Annotated in this window: 14 protein-coding genes; 9 read left to right on the plus strand and 5 right to left on the minus strand. The window is 66.2% G+C overall.

All coding sequences use genetic code 11. The features are described 5' to 3' along the window. The first annotated feature begins 210 nt into the window (after positions 1–210). The 7 genes from PSPA7_RS09040 to PSPA7_RS09070 all read left to right on the plus strand — a co-directional run bounded on the left by PSPA7_RS09040 (position 211) and on the right by PSPA7_RS09070 (position 7,320). Complete coding sequence (locus tag PSPA7_RS09040; RefSeq protein ID WP_041025308.1) at positions 211–1,068, plus strand: glycine betaine ABC transporter substrate-binding protein; 858 nt, start codon at positions 211–213, stop codon at positions 1,066–1,068. 217 nt (positions 1,069–1,285) lie between these two features. Further along, on the plus strand, positions 1,286–1,597 hold the full coding sequence (locus tag PSPA7_RS09045; RefSeq protein WP_012074976.1) for a DUF485 domain-containing protein: 312 nt from the start codon (positions 1,286–1,288) through the stop codon (positions 1,595–1,597). Beyond that, complete coding sequence (locus PSPA7_RS09050; protein WP_012074977.1) at positions 1,594–3,249, plus strand: cation acetate symporter; 1,656 nt, start codon at positions 1,594–1,596, stop codon at positions 3,247–3,249. Before PSPA7_RS09045 ends, PSPA7_RS09050 begins: the two co-directional genes overlap by 4 nt. A gap of 89 nt (positions 3,250–3,338) precedes the next feature. After that, on the plus strand, positions 3,339–5,138 hold the full coding sequence (locus PSPA7_RS09055) for a DUF294 nucleotidyltransferase-like domain-containing protein (protein WP_012074978.1): 1,800 nt from the start codon (positions 3,339–3,341) through the stop codon (positions 5,136–5,138). Beyond that, positions 5,135–5,761 (plus strand): 3'-5' exonuclease, encoded by a 627-nt coding sequence (locus PSPA7_RS09060; protein ID WP_012074979.1) that lies wholly within the window; start codon positions 5,135–5,137, stop codon positions 5,759–5,761. Before PSPA7_RS09055 ends, PSPA7_RS09060 begins: the two co-directional genes overlap by 4 nt. 112 nt (positions 5,762–5,873) lie before the next feature. Next, complete coding sequence (locus PSPA7_RS09065) at positions 5,874–6,032, plus strand: DUF3309 family protein (RefSeq protein ID WP_003109182.1); 159 nt, start codon at positions 5,874–5,876, stop codon at positions 6,030–6,032. 163 nt (positions 6,033–6,195) lie between these two features. Then, positions 6,196–7,320, plus strand: coding sequence for a GNAT family N-acetyltransferase (locus tag PSPA7_RS09070; RefSeq protein WP_003156558.1), 1,125 nt, complete (start codon positions 6,196–6,198; stop codon positions 7,318–7,320). Positions 7,321–7,353: 33 nt separating this feature from the next. Here PSPA7_RS09070 and PSPA7_RS09075 read toward each other — a convergent pair whose 3' ends face one another. From PSPA7_RS09075 to PSPA7_RS09095, 5 genes are all read right to left on the minus strand, one after another. After that, positions 7,354–7,620, minus strand: a complete 267-nt coding sequence (locus tag PSPA7_RS09075) for a DUF2790 domain-containing protein (protein ID WP_003156559.1) — start codon at positions 7,618–7,620, stop codon at positions 7,354–7,356. A gap of 283 nt (positions 7,621–7,903) precedes the next feature. Then, a complete protein-coding gene (locus tag PSPA7_RS09080; RefSeq protein WP_012074981.1) occupies positions 7,904–9,736 on the minus strand; it encodes an ABC transporter ATP-binding protein in 1,833 nt (610 codons plus the stop codon). A gap of 62 nt (positions 9,737–9,798) precedes the next feature. Then, a complete protein-coding gene (gene ppiA, locus PSPA7_RS09085; protein WP_003156561.1) occupies positions 9,799–10,362 on the minus strand; it encodes a peptidylprolyl isomerase PpiA in 564 nt (187 codons plus the stop codon). After that, complete coding sequence (locus tag PSPA7_RS09090) at positions 10,344–11,171, minus strand: alpha/beta fold hydrolase (RefSeq protein ID WP_003156563.1); 828 nt, start codon at positions 11,169–11,171, stop codon at positions 10,344–10,346. The genes ppiA and PSPA7_RS09090 overlap by 19 nt, the downstream gene beginning before the upstream one ends. Positions 11,172–11,177: 6 nt before the next feature. Next, positions 11,178–12,107: a PA3225 family LysR-type transcriptional regulator gene (locus tag PSPA7_RS09095; protein ID WP_003156565.1), complete on the minus strand. Its 930-nt coding sequence runs from the start codon at positions 12,105–12,107 to the stop codon at positions 11,178–11,180. Between the two features lie 198 nt (positions 12,108–12,305). Here PSPA7_RS09095 and PSPA7_RS09100 point away from each other — a divergent pair, with 198 nt between their 5' ends. Continuing rightward, complete coding sequence (locus PSPA7_RS09100; protein WP_003156568.1) at positions 12,306–12,623, plus strand: hypothetical protein; 318 nt, start codon at positions 12,306–12,308, stop codon at positions 12,621–12,623. Positions 12,624–12,769: 146 nt separating this feature from the next. Then, positions 12,770–13,411 (plus strand): FMN-dependent NADH-azoreductase AzoR3, encoded by a 642-nt coding sequence (azoR3, locus tag PSPA7_RS09105; RefSeq protein WP_003156570.1) that lies wholly within the window; start codon positions 12,770–12,772, stop codon positions 13,409–13,411. The last annotated feature ends 12 nt before the right edge of the window (positions 13,412–13,423 follow it).

The raw sequence follows: 13,423 nt of genomic DNA on the forward strand, positions 1-13,423 counted from the left end.
ATCGGGGGCATAGAGCGGCTCCATCGCACCAGCCCGGCGCACGCCGACAGCGGCCCCAGGCGCAGTATGGGAGATGTCGCTATCGGGTGCGCTGGACGTCGTTCTCAGAGCAGTCCGGTGGCCGGGCGCGCCGATGATGGACGGCGGCACCGCAGAGTGCCGCGACCGTCGGGGAGCGTCCCCGGCGGCATAGAACAAGGGGTACGTCTGATGCGAATGATGCGACGACTGTTGTGCTGGAGTGCGGGCCTGGCAATGTCGGCGGCGGTGGGGATGGCGGCCGCGGCGGACAAGCCGGTGATCACCATCGGTTACGTGGACGGCTGGTCGGACAGCGTGGCGACCACCCATGTGGCCGCCGAGGTGATCCGCGAGAAGCTCGGCTACGAGGTGAAGCTGATGCCGGTGGCGGCGGGGATCATGTGGCAGGGAGTGGCGCGCGGCAAGCTCGACGCCATGCTCTCGGCCTGGCTGCCGGGCACCCACGGCGCCTACTACGAGAAGATGAAGGACAAGGTGGTCAACCTGGCCATCAACTACCCGGACGCACGCATCGGCCTGATCGTCCCGGAATACGTGAATGCCGGCAGCATCGCCGACCTCCAGGCGCAGAAGGACGCTTTCGGCGGCCGCGTGGTGGGCATCGACGCCGGCGCCGGGGTGATGATCAAGACCGACGAGGCGATCAAGCAATACGGCCTCGACTACAAGCTGGTGGCCAGTTCCGGCAGCGGCATGATCGCCGAGCTGACCCGTGCCGAGAACGAGAAGAAGCCGGTGGTGGTGACCGGTTGGATCCCGCACTGGATGTTCGCCAAGTGGAAACTGAAATTCCTCGATGATCCGAAGAAGGTCTACGGTGACACCGAGCACGTCGACACCGTCGCCAACCCGGCGCTCGAGGCCAAGGCCAGGCCGGTCTGGGAGTTCCTGAAGAAGTTCGGCTGGAAGGACGGCAACGAGGTCGGCCGGGTGATGCTGGCGATCCAGGAGGGCGCCAAGCCCGAGGATGCGGCGAAGCAGTGGGTGGCGGCCAATCCGCAACGGGTCGGGGAGTGGCTGCCGTAGCGGCCGGATCGCTTCGAAAAAACGCCGCGCCCGGGTTCCCGGGCGCGCGTTCGTTTTCTCTCGCAGGCAACCTGCGAAATTCGCCGGAGGGCCCGGGAATACCGGTCTAGAGCGGCTGGCGAAACGCTACGACTAAAGTCGTCTGGAGTGCTTGCACCAGCGTCCTACAGTGGTTACCGACGACATTCCGCGTCACCCCGCTGTGAGGATAAAAACAATGAACGACAGCATCTACCAGCGGATTGATACCAATCCGCGCTTCAAGGAGTTGGTAGCCAAGCGAGAGCGATTCGCCTGGATACTTTCTTCGATCATGCTTGGCCTCTACGTGATATTCATCCTGCTGATCGCTTTCCAGCCGCAGCTGCTGGGCGCGCGTATCAGTCCCGATTCGTCCGTGACCTGGGGCATCCCGATGGGTGTCGGACTGATCGTCGCCGCGTTCATCCTGACCGGCCTGTACGTGCGTCGCGCCAACGGCGAATTCGACAGCCTGAACCAGGAAATCCTCAAGGAGGCGCAGCAATGATCGCCCGTCTCCTCGCCGCGCTCGGTCTCGCCGCCTTCGCTCCGCTCCTCTGGGCCGACGCGCTGACCGGCGACGTGCAGCGCCAGCCGCTGAACGTCTCGGCCATCGTCATGTTCGTCGCCTTCGTCGGCGCGACCCTTTGCATCACCTACTGGGCTTCCAAGCGCAATCGCTCGGCGGCCGACTACTACGCTGCCGGCGGCCGCATCACCGGCTTCCAGAACGGCCTGGCGATCGCCGGCGACTACATGTCCGCGGCTTCCTTCCTGGGCATTTCCGCGCTGGTCTTCACCTCCGGCTACGACGGTCTGATCTATTCGATCGGCTTCCTGGTCGGCTGGCCGATCATCCTCTTCCTGATCGCCGAACGCCTGCGCAACCTGGGCAAGTACACCTTCGCCGACGTCGCTTCCTACCGCCTCAAGCAGAAGCAGATCCGCACCCTCTCGGCCTGCGGCTCGCTGGTGGTGGTGGCCTTCTACCTGATCGCGCAGATGGTCGGCGCCGGCAAGCTGATCGAGCTGCTGTTCGGCCTCAACTACCATGTCGCGGTGGTTCTGGTGGGTATCCTGATGGTGCTCTACGTGCTGTTCGGCGGCATGCTGGCGACCACCTGGGTGCAGATCATCAAGGCCGTGCTGCTGCTCTCCGGCGCCTCGTTCATGGCGATCATGGTGCTCAAGCACGTCAACTTCGACATCAGCACGCTGTTCTCCGAAGCGATCAAGGTGCATCCGAAGGGCGAGGCGATCATGAGCCCGGGCGGCCTGGTCAAGGACCCGATCTCGGCGTTCTCCCTGGGCTTCGCGCTGATGTTCGGCACCGCCGGCCTGCCGCACATCCTGATGCGCTTCTTCACCGTCAGCGACGCCAAGGAAGCGCGCAAGAGCGTGTTCTACGCCACCGGCTTCATCGGCTACTTCTACATCCTGACCTTCATCATCGGCTTCGGCGCGATCCTGCTGGTCAGCACCAACCCGGACTTCAAGGACGCCACCGGCGCCCTGATCGGCGGCAACAACATGGCGGCGGTTCACCTGGCCGACGCGGTGGGCGGCAGCCTGTTCCTCGGCTTCATCTCGGCGGTGGCCTTCGCCACCATCCTCGCGGTGGTCGCCGGGCTGACCCTGGCCGGCGCCTCGGCCGTCTCCCACGACCTCTACGCCAGCGTGTTCAAGGCCGGCAAGGCCAACGAGAAGGACGAACTGCGGGTCTCGAAGATGACCACCGTGGCCCTGGGCGTGGTCGCCATCGTGCTCGGCATCCTGTTCGAGAAGCAGAACATCGCCTTCATGGTCGGCCTGGCCTTCTCCATTGCCGCCAGCTGCAATTTCCCGGTGCTGCTGCTCTCCATGTACTGGAAGAAGCTGACCACCCGCGGCGCCATGATCGGCGGCTGGATGGGGCTGGTCACCGCGGTTGGTCTGATGATCCTCGGCCCGACCATCTGGGTGCAGATCCTCGGCCACGAGAAAGCCATCTACCCGTACGAGTACCCGGCGCTGTTCTCGATGATCGTCGCCTTCGTCGGTATCTGGTTCTTCTCCATCACCGACAAGTCGGCGGCGGCCGACGAGGAGCGCGCGCGCTTCTTCCCGCAGTTCATCCGTTCCCAGACCGGCCTGGGCGCCTCTGGCGCGGTGGCCCACTAAGCGCTACGTGAAGGCGTAGCCCGAGGCGGCGGCCGGATTTCCGGTCCGCCGCCTTTCGTTTAAGCGTCCCGGCCATAGCGAGATGAGCCATGCCTGACAGTTTCAACTTCGCCTCGCCCCCCTTCGACCAGTTGCGCGCCCATGAGCGCGAAGCCCTCAAGCAGGCCCTCAGCGTGGGCTACTACGCGCCGGGAGAGGTCCTGCTCGAAGCGGGCTCGTCGGTCCCCGGGCTGTTCGTGCTGCTCAAGGGCGTGGTCGAGGAGCGCGGTGACGACGGACGGGTATTCGCCCAGTACGCCGCGGAAGACCTGTTCGACGTCCGTGGGCTGTTCTCCGGCAGCAGCAAGCATCGCTACCTGGCGATCGAGGAAAGCATCGTCTACGAGTTGCCGGCCAGCTGTTTCCACCAGTTGTGCGGGGAGAACCCGGCTTTCGCCCGCTTCTTCCAGGCCGACCTGGCGGCCAAGCGCCAGCTGGCCCGGCGCGACGGACAGAACCTCGCCGAGTTCATCCTCACCCGGATCGCCCGCGAGCACCTGCTGCCGGCCCTGGAGGTGGAGGCCTCGCTGTCCCTTGGCGATGCCGCGCGCCTGCAGTTGAGCCATGGCGCCGATGCCCTGCTGGTGCGGCTGGAGAGGGACGGAACCGAGCTCGGCATCGTCACCCGCACCGACCTGATGAGCGCGCATTTCCGCGATGGTCGCAGCGAGCAGGAATCCATCGGGCCGCTGGCCCATGGCCCGCTGGCCAGCGTTGAGCTGGGTGACTTCCTGTTCGACGCGATGATCCTGATGACCCGCCAGCGCATCGAACGGGTCGCGGTCACCGAGGACGGCCAGGTGATCGGGCTGCTGCACCTGACCCAGGTGCTCAGCCTGTTCTCCACCCATTCCCACGTGCTCGCGCTGCGCATTGCCCGCGCCGACGACCTCGACGACCTGCGCCGCTGTGCGGAAACCCTGGATACCCTGATCGCCACCCTGGCCGGCAACGGCATTCGCCTGCGCTTCATCATGCAACTGGTCAGCGCGCTCAACGAGCAGTTGCTCGAGCGGCTTTTCGAGCTGCTTCTGCCACCGACCCTGCGCGGCCGCTGCTGCCTGCTGGTGATGGGCAGCGAAGGGCGCGGCGAGCAGTTGCTGAAGACCGACCAGGACAATGCCCTGATCCTGGCCGACGACCTGCCGCAGGAACAGGCCCTGGCGATGATGCAGCGCTTCAGCGCGGCCTTGCTGGAGTTCGGTTATCCGCCCTGTCCCGGCGGAGTGATGGCCAGCCGGCCGGACTGGTGCAAGTCGCTCTCCGCCTGGCGTTCGGAACTGCGCACGACGTTGCTGGAGGGCAAGCCGGAGCAACTGTTGCGTCTGTCGATCCTGGCCGACGCCTGGCCGGTGGCCGGCAACCCGCAGCTTTTCGAACCCCTGCGCCGCGAACTGCGCGCTTTCGTCGACGGCGGCGAGCGCTGGTTGGCGGACGTCGCCGCGGCGGCCCTGCAATTCGACACGCCGCTGACATTCCTCGGCCAGTTGAAGGTCCAGGATGCCCGCCTCGATCTCAAGCGTGGCGGGATCTTTCCCATCGTCCATGGCATCCGGACCCTGGCCCTGCGTGAAGGCCTGGAGGTGCGCGGCAGCCTGGCGCGGATCGCCGCGCTGAAGGCGCGCAAGGTGCTTGAGTCGCGCCTGGCGGATGACCTGGCCGAGTCCTTCGAACTGTTCCTGCAACTGCGCCTGACCCGCCAGTTGGCCGGCCAGCGCGACGGCCGCCAGCAGGGCCTGGATGTCAGCGGCATGAGCCGCCACGAGCGCGACATGCTGCGCTACGGCCTGCACGTGGTGAAGAAGTTCAAGCAGAGCCTGGCCCGCCAATTTCACCTGGAGACCCGATGAACAGCATGGTCAAGTTGCCCGACAGCCGCTGGCCGGGGTGGCGCCGCCGCCTGTACTGGTGGATGCACGAAGCGATCGAGGCGGAGGAAGTGATTTCCCTCGACCTCGAGACCACCAGCCTCGACCCGCGCCGCGCCGACATCCTCAGCATCGGCGCGGTGCTGGTGCGACGCGGCAAGCTGGTTCTGGGCGAGCGCCTGGAACTCTACGTCGAACCGCCGCCGAGCCTGGACGCCGAGTCGATCCGCATCCACAAGCTGCGCCGCGCCGACCTGGAGGGCCAGTTGCAATTGGACGAGGCCCTGCGCCGGCTGCTGGCATTCATCGGCGACCGGCCGTTGCTCGGCTACTACCTGTCGTTCGATATCGCGGTGCTCAACCGGCATTTGCGCCAGCGCTTCGACCTGCAGTTGCGCAACCCGACCATCGAGGTTTCCTCGCTTTACCACCGCAAGGTCAGCCGGCACTTCCCGGACGCCCACCTCGACCTGCGCTTCGATACCCTGGCGCGGGCCCTGGACGTCCCGGTCAGTGGCCGCCACACCGCCCTCGGCGACGCACAGGCGGTGGCGCTGATGTTCATGCGCCTGCTCAAGGGACCGGCGCCGAAGGTCATCCACTGAGAGGCCGGGGGGCTCGGATTTATTGAATCTTCGCGGTTCGGCCGGGGTCGAGAACTACAAGGGGACGGAATCTTCCGCCCCTTGCCCCATGAGCCGAACAGGAGCGACGCCCATGAGTCTCGGTACGATTCTTCTGATCATCCTGATCCTGCTGCTGATCGGCGGCCTGCCGGTCTTCCCCCACTCGCGCAACTGGGGCTACGGTCCCTCGGGGATCATCGGTGCATTGTTGGTGGTGCTGTTGGTCCTGTTGTTGCTGGGCATGATCTAGGACCCGAAGAGGGCCAGATCGGGAATGCCGTCGCGGTTATCCGCCCTGCGTGGAAAGTTCCAGCCTTCGCCTGGTGAAGGGCGGTTTCATCGCGGGGTCCGCCGGGCATTTTTTTCCGTCGACCGGCTTCACTTGCCTGGCGTCTCGCGCCAGACTGGCGCGCATGCCGATCCAGACGCTTGCCGCCCTTGCCGATATCGACGCCGCCGAGTGGGACGCCTTGCTGCCTCCCGCCCAGCCGTTCCTGCGCCATGCTTTCCTCTCCGCGCTGGAAGACAGCCGCAGCGTCACGCCTGCCACCGGCTGGCGCCCGGCCCATCGCGTGCTGCGCGATACGCAGGGTCGCCTGCGGGCGGCGTTGCCGGCCTACGTGAAGGCGCATTCCTATGGTGAGTACGTGTTCGACTGGAGCTGGGCGGACGCCTGCCAGCGCGCCGGCATCCGCTATTACCCGAAGCTGCTGGTCGGCGTGCCGTTCACCCCGGTTGCCGGCGCGCGTCTGCTGGGCGGTGAAGAAGGCTTGCAGGCGTTGCTCGCGAGCCTCGGCGAGGAAGCCGAGGCCAGCGGATTGTCGGGCATCCATGTGAATTTCACCGATGCCCGCGCCGACGCGCTGCTGGCCGGGCGCGATGGCTGGCTGGAGCGCCTGGGCTGCCAGTACCACTGGCATAACCGTGGCTATCGGGACTTCCAGGACTTCCTCGACGCCCTCAGCTCGCGCAAGCGCAAGCAACTGCGCAAGGAGCGCGAGCAGGTCGGCGGCCAGGGCATCGAGTTCGAGTGGCGGGAGGGCGGCCAGTTGTCCGAGCTGGAATGGGACTTCGTCTATCTCTGTTACGCCAATACCTACCTGGTGCGCGACCGCGACCCCTACCTGAGCCGCGAATTCTTCGGCCTGCTCGCCGAGCGCATGCCGGAGGCGATCCGCGTGGTCTTCGCCCACCAGCATGGCAAGCCGGTGGCGATGGCCTTCAGCCTGGTCGCCGGGGACACCCTGTACGGGCGCTACTGGGGCTGTCTGGCCGAGTTCGACCGGCTGCACTTCGAGACCTGTTTCTACCAGGGCCTGGAGTTCGCCATCGGCGCCGGCCTGGCGCGCTTCGACGCCGGCGCCCAAGGCGAACACAAGCTGATCCGCGGTTTCGAGCCGGTACTGACGCGTTCCTGGCATTACCTGGCGCATCCCGGCCTGCGCGATGCCGTGGCGCAATTCCTCGCCCAGGAGCGGGCGGGGGTGCGTGCCTATGCCGAAGAGGCCCACGGCCTGTTGCCCTATCGCCAGGCCTGAGGGAACGGCCGGGACGATAGGGCGTCGCGACGCTCAGCCGTTGCTGGTGCTACCGCCCCATTCGAGGAAGCGGATCTTGTGCAGCTCGCCGCTGTGGTCCTCGTAGACCACGGTCACCGGCACCACGCCGGTCCTGCTCGAATTGTCGGTACGGTGCAGGACGTTCTTCACGTCCAGCTGCATGCCGTAGTGGTACTCCTCGACCGGCAGGCCGCGGCCCGGGTCCTTGTCCACGTCCTGGGCGAAGGCCATGGGGGCGAGGCTGGTGATGACGGCGGACACGACAGAGGCAAGTTTCATTCTGTGATTCTCCGTAGCGATGGGGCGAAACCCCCGGTACCGAGCACTGGCATCCTTGGTCGTCCGTGGCCGACGCCAGGTGGACGGGGACGATGCTGCAGGCGTCGGGATCGAGCCGGGGCACGGGTTCGATAAGAACACCGTTTCGCTGGCGGAAAAAATCGAAGCGCGTGCTAGTCGAGATCGATGGCGGTGATGATTGTCGCGCGAACGCCCGTCGCAGAGCCTCTGGCGAGATCGGGCAGGCCGGGCGGCGCTGGGGCCGCCGCCCGGTTTCCAGGCTTCAGTCGACGCCGACGAAACCACCGGTCTGGTGCTGCCACAGGCGTGCATAGAGACCACCGTGGGCGAGCAGTTCGGCGTGCGTGCCGCTTTCGGCGATATGCCCCTTGTCCAGCACCACCAGGCGGTCCATGCGGGCGATGGTCGACAGGCGGTGGGCGATGGCGATCACCGTCTTGCCTTCCATCAGGGTCTCCAGGCTTTCCTGGATCGCCGATTCCACTTCCGAGTCCAGCGCCGAGGTCGCCTCGTCGAGGATCAGGATCGGCGCGTCCTTGAGCAGTACCCGGGCGATGGCGATGCGCTGGCGCTGGCCGCCGGAGAGCTTCACGCCGCGTTCGCCGACGTGGGCGTCGAAGCCGCGGCGGCCCTCGGCGTCGCTGAGCAGCGGGATGAACTCGTCGGCGCGGGCCTTGCGCACCGCTTCCATGAGTTCCGCGTCGCTGGCGCCGGGGCGGCCGTAGAGCAGGTTGTCGCGGATCGAGCGGTGCAGCAGCGAGGTGTCCTGGGTGACCATGCCGATTTGCGCGCGCAGGCTTTCCTGGGTCACCCCGGCGATGTCCTGGCCATCGACCAGGATGCGCCCGCTCTCCAGGTCGTACAGGCGCAGCAGCAGGTTGACCAGGGTCGACTTGCCGGCGCCGGAGGGGCCGACCAGGCCGATCTTCTCGCCGGGGCGGACCTGAAGGTCGAGACCCTGGATCACGCCGCTGCCCTTGCCGTAGTGGAAGGCGATGTGCTCGAACGCCACTTCGCCGCGCTCGACCCGCAGCGGTCGGGCGTCCTCGCGGTCGACCACCTTGCGCGGCAGGGCGATGGTCTGCATGCCGTCCTGGACCTGGCCGATGTTCTCGAAGATGCCGCCGACCACCCACATGATCCAGCCGGACATATTGTTGATGCGGATCACCAGCCCGGTGGCCAGGGCGATGGCGCCCACCGAGATCAGCCCCTGGCTCCACAGCCACAGGGCCAGGCCGGTGGTGCCGGTGATCAGCACGCCGTTCATCAGCGTGATGGTGACGTCCATGGAGGTCACCACGCGCCCGGCGCGCTGCGACTTGAGGGTCTGGTCGTCGATCGCCTCGCGGGCGTAGTTCTCTTCCTGGCGGGTGTGGGCGAACAGCTTCAGGGTGGTGATGTTGGTATAGCCGTCGACGATCCGCCCCATCAGCTTCGAGCGCGAGTCCGAGGCCTCCACCGAGCGGCGCTTGACCTGCGGCACGAAGTAGGCGAGGGCGCCGACGTAGGCGATCACCCACAGTACCAGCGGGATCATCAGCCGCCAGTCGGCCTCGGCGAACAGCACCAGGGCGCTGACAGTATAGATCAGCACGTGCCAGAGCGCATCCACCACCTGCACCGCCGAGTCGCGCAGCGAGTTGCCGGTCTGCATGATGCGCTGGGCGATGCGTCCGGCGAAATCGTTCTGGAAGAAGCCGAGGCTCTGCTTGAGCACGTAGCGGTGGTTCTGCCAGCGGATCAGGTTGGTCATGCTCGGGTTGATGCTCTGGTGCACCAGCATGTCGTGCAGGGCGTTGAACAGCGGACGCAGGACCAGCGCCACCACCGCCATCCAGATCAGCTCGTTGGCGTGTACGCGGAAGAACTCCGCGCTGGGCGTGCTCTGGGCGAGATCGACGATGCGGCCGAGGTAGCTGAACAGCGCCACCTCGATCAGCGCGACGATCAGGCCGACCACCAGCAGGGCCAGGAACACCGGCCAGACCTGGCGCAGGAAGTGGACATAGAAACGCAGCACCTCGCTGGGCGGCATACGCTCGGAAGCGCTGCGGAACGGGTCGATCAGACGTTCGAAACGACGATAAAGCATGATGGCTCTCTTCTGGAGCGGGCCCGTCCTGGGCCCGCCGGATCAAGCCCCTGCGGCGTAACTCAGAGGCGTTTGGCGGACAGGATCACCACGTCGTCGCTCGGCACGTCGGCGAAACCGTTGCGGCGGGTGGTGGGCACCTTGGCGATCTGGTCGACCACGCCCATGCCGCGCACCACCTTGCCGAACACGGCATAGCCGAAGTCGCGTGCGCCATGGTTGAGGAAGTCGTTGTCGGTCAGGTTGATGAAGAACTGGCTGGTGGCCGAGTCGACCACGCCGGTGCGGGCCATGGCCAGGGTGCCGCGTTCGTTGAGCAGGCCGTTGTCGGCCTCGTTCTTGATCGGTGCGCGGGTCTTCTTCTCCTGCATGCCGGCGCTGAAGCCGCCGGTCTGCACCATGAAGCCGGGGATGACGCGGTGGAACAGGGTGCCGTCGTAGTAGCCGCTGTCGACGTACTCGAGGAAGTTCTTCACGCTGATCGGCGCCTTGGCCGGATCGAGTTCCACCTCGATCTCGCCGAGGCTGGTGGCGATCAGGACGTGCGGCTTGGCGGCAGGCGTGGCGGCCAGCAGGGAACCGGCGAAGAACAGGGTGCAGGCGGCGATCAGGAGACGTTTGAGCATGGTTGTTCCTTGGTTTTGTCGATATCGGCGAGGAAGCCGAGCAGGGTGGTGTTGAAAATCTCGGGTTGGTCCATCGGCGTGGCGTGGCGGGAGTCTTCCACGACCACCAGGCGGGCGTCGGCGATCCGCTCGCAATAGGCCCGCTTCAGCGATACCGGCGTGTAGTCGCGATCCGCACTGATCACCAGGGTCGGACAGGCGATCTCGGCCAATCGTTCCTGCACGCCCCAGCCGATGATGGCGTCGAGGCTGGCCAGGTAGGCGCGTTTGTCGTTCTCCGCCCAGCGCTCCTCGACCTTCTCTCGCAACGCGGCCTGATCCGCCTTGGGAAACAGCAGCCGGCCCAGGGCGCGGCCGATTGTCCGCAGGCTGAGCAGGCGCGAGAGGAGCCGCCGCTTTGCCACTTCCAGATGTTCGCGGGGTGTGCGCGGAATGACTTCCGGGGTGCTGTTGACGATGGTCAGGCTGCGCAGCAGGTCGGGGCGCTCGCAGGCCAGCTGGAAGCCGATCATCCCGCCCATGCTGATGCCGACCAGGTGCACCGGGCCGCAGCCGAGCCGGTCGAGCAGCGCCGCGCAGTCCTCGGCGAAGCCGGCCATGCTGTAGCCGTCGCGCGGCTTGCCGGAGCGGCCGTGGCCGCGCAAGTCCGGGACCAGCAGGCGGTAGCGGCCCAGCAGGGCCGGCAACTGGTATTCCCAGTCGCGGGCGCTCGAACCGAGACCGTGCAGCAGCAGGACCGGCGCGCGCTCGGCGGGGCCGGGGTGGTCATCGTAGACGAGGGTGCAGCCGCGCTGCCGGAAGTCAGGCATGCGCACTCACTCGGCAGCGGGCTCGGGCGCCGCGAAGGGCGCGTTGAGCGGTACGTTGGCGAACGACTTGAGCATTTCCATGAGGATCTGGCTGGCCGGACCGAGCGGCTTTTCCTTGTTGGTGTAGAGGTAGAAGCGGCTCTGCCGCACGCCGCCCTGGCTCAGCGGCAGCGGCTTGAGCTGGCCGCTCTGCAGTTCGCGCTCGATGATGTGCCGCGGCAGCCAGGCGAAGCCCAGGCCGTTGCCGACGAAGGTCGCCGCGGTGGCCAGGCTGCCCACCGTCCAGCGCTGCTCGGCGCCGAGCCAGCCATGGTCGCGCGGCTGCAGCCGGCCGCTGTCGCGGATCACCACCTGCATCTGGGTTTCCAGGTCCTGGTGGGTCAGTTCGCGTTGCAGACGGTGCAGCGGGTGGTCGGGATGGGCCACCGCGACGAACTCGACCACGCTGAGGTCGGCGCCGAGGTGGCCGGGGATGATCAGACCGCTGATCGCCAGGTCGGCGGCGCCCTGGATCAGCGCCTCCTCGACGCCGGAGAGCACTTCCTCGCGCAGCAGCACGCGGCAGCCGCGGCTCTGCGGCATGAAGGCGGATAGCGAGCGGACGATCCGCGCAGCGGGGTAGGCGGCGTCCACTACCAGGCGCACCTCCGGTTCCCAGCCTTGCTCCATGTGGTGGGCCAGCTCCTCCAGTTGTCCGGCCTGCTTGACCAGCTGCCGCGAACGGCGCAGCAGCACTTCGCCGGCTTCGGTAAGGACCGCCTTGCGTCCGTCGATGCGCAGCAGCGGCACACCGAGCTGTTCCTGCATGCGGGCCACGGTATAGCTGATCGACGACTGCGAGCGGTGCAGGGCCTCCGCGGCCTGGGCGAAGCCGCCATGATCGACCACTGCCTGCAGGGTCCGCCATTGGTCCAGGGTGACGCGTGGCGCTTTCATTTCCGCCTCCTCGAATGCAGGGATGCCTGGCCGGCCTTTTCGCGTCCGGCAGGCGATGACGAGTGCGCCGGAGGGGCGACTTCGCTTATCGTGTCGTCGGCATCCTGTACGGGATAGCTGTCCAGTCTCTTGACGTACGGAATGCCGTGGTTTTCAGGGTATTGCCAATTTTCCATCTGTCGCTACCGGAGTCCGGCCATGAAAAGGCTTTGCTGTTTCGCGCTCTCGCTGTTGCCCCTGTCCGCTTTCGCCTATCCGATCGAGGTCGAGCAGCAGCTCAACGGCAGCGAGGTTTCCTACAGTACCCAGGACATCGGCCGCGACATGGGCGCCATCCTCCTGACCAATCTGGGTAGCCAGGCGGCGGAGTGCACCGCGGTGTTCCGCAACGGCCCGGAGACCCCGAAGGTACGCAAGGGCGTGATCCAGCCGGGGCAGAACAGCAATTTCACCGCGCAGTTCGGCCGCGACATCATCAAGTTGCGGATCAAGCTGACCTGCAAGATCGCGAAATAGCCCGTTCCCTTGCCAGAAAGACTAGGTGTTGCCGGTTTATAAATCAACCTGATCGATATTTAATAGCGGTTTTTTCAACTTTTTAATCGATTAATCCTTCTCTACTCTCACCTCCATCGTTGCATCGCAGTGGTGGAGGTCGAGTCATGTCCCGTGTCCTGGTTATCGAGAGCAGTGCCCGCCAACGGGGCTCGGTATCCCGTCTGCTGACGGCGGAATTCGTCTCCCACTGGAAAGCCGCGCATCCCGCCGATCGTTTCCAGCTCCGCGACCTGGCGCGCGAGCCGCTGCCGCATCTCGACGAACTGTTGCTGGGGGCCTGGACCACTCCCTGCGACGGCCATAGCGCCGCGGAAAGGCGCGCCCTCGAGCGTTCCAACCGTCTGACCGAGGAGTTGCGGATGGCTGACGTGCTGGTGCTGGCGGCGCCGATGTACAACTTCGCCATTCCCAGCAGCCTGAAGAGCTGGTTCGACCATGTGCTGCGCGCCGGCCTGACCTTCCGCTACGCCGAGCAGGGGCCGGAGGGCATGCTGCAGGGCAAGCGCGCCTTCGTCCTGACCGCGCGCGGCGGGATCTATGCCGGCGGCGGTCTCGATCACCAGGAACCCTACCTGCGCCAGGTGCTGGGCTTCATCGGCATCCACGACGTCACCTTCATCCACGCGGAGGGCATGAACATGGGCCCTGAATTCCGTGACAAAGGCCTGGCGCGGGCGCGTGAACGGATGCTGCAGGCGCTGGAAACCGACACTTCCCTTTGCGTCCCTCTGCCAACGCTCCGGTGATTGGACGCAGCA

It is taken from the genome of Pseudomonas paraeruginosa PA7 (genome assembly GCF_000017205.1).
Lineage (GTDB): Bacteria > Pseudomonadota > Gammaproteobacteria > Pseudomonadales > Pseudomonadaceae > Pseudomonas > Pseudomonas paraeruginosa.

What these genes read in the sequence shown, in the direction of transcription:
- PSPA7_RS09040 (WP_041025308.1), top strand. Translation starts at nt 211, where the DNA reads ATGCGAATGATGCGACGACTGTTGTGCTGGAGTGCGGGCCTGGCAATG.
- PSPA7_RS09045 (WP_012074976.1), top strand. Translation starts at nt 1,286, where the DNA reads ATGAACGACAGCATCTACCAGCGGATTGATACCAATCCGCGCTTCAAG.
- PSPA7_RS09050 (WP_012074977.1), top strand. Translation starts at nt 1,594, where the DNA reads ATGATCGCCCGTCTCCTCGCCGCGCTCGGTCTCGCCGCCTTCGCTCCG.
- PSPA7_RS09055 (WP_012074978.1), top strand. Translation starts at nt 3,339, where the DNA reads ATGCCTGACAGTTTCAACTTCGCCTCGCCCCCCTTCGACCAGTTGCGC.
- PSPA7_RS09060 (WP_012074979.1), top strand. Translation starts at nt 5,135, where the DNA reads ATGAACAGCATGGTCAAGTTGCCCGACAGCCGCTGGCCGGGGTGGCGC.
- PSPA7_RS09065 (WP_003109182.1), top strand. Translation starts at nt 5,874, where the DNA reads ATGAGTCTCGGTACGATTCTTCTGATCATCCTGATCCTGCTGCTGATC.
- PSPA7_RS09070 (WP_003156558.1), top strand. Translation starts at nt 6,196, where the DNA reads ATGCCGATCCAGACGCTTGCCGCCCTTGCCGATATCGACGCCGCCGAG.
- PSPA7_RS09075 (WP_003156559.1), bottom strand. Translation starts at nt 7,620, where the DNA reads ATGAAACTTGCCTCTGTCGTGTCCGCCGTCATCACCAGCCTCGCCCCC.
- PSPA7_RS09080 (WP_012074981.1), bottom strand. Translation starts at nt 9,736, where the DNA reads ATGCTTTATCGTCGTTTCGAACGTCTGATCGACCCGTTCCGCAGCGCT.
- ppiA (WP_003156561.1), bottom strand. Translation starts at nt 10,362, where the DNA reads ATGCTCAAACGTCTCCTGATCGCCGCCTGCACCCTGTTCTTCGCCGGT.
- PSPA7_RS09090 (WP_003156563.1), bottom strand. Translation starts at nt 11,171, where the DNA reads ATGCCTGACTTCCGGCAGCGCGGCTGCACCCTCGTCTACGATGACCAC.
- PSPA7_RS09095 (WP_003156565.1), bottom strand. Translation starts at nt 12,107, where the DNA reads ATGAAAGCGCCACGCGTCACCCTGGACCAATGGCGGACCCTGCAGGCA.
- PSPA7_RS09100 (WP_003156568.1), top strand. Translation starts at nt 12,306, where the DNA reads ATGAAAAGGCTTTGCTGTTTCGCGCTCTCGCTGTTGCCCCTGTCCGCT.
- azoR3 (WP_003156570.1), top strand. Translation starts at nt 12,770, where the DNA reads ATGTCCCGTGTCCTGGTTATCGAGAGCAGTGCCCGCCAACGGGGCTCG.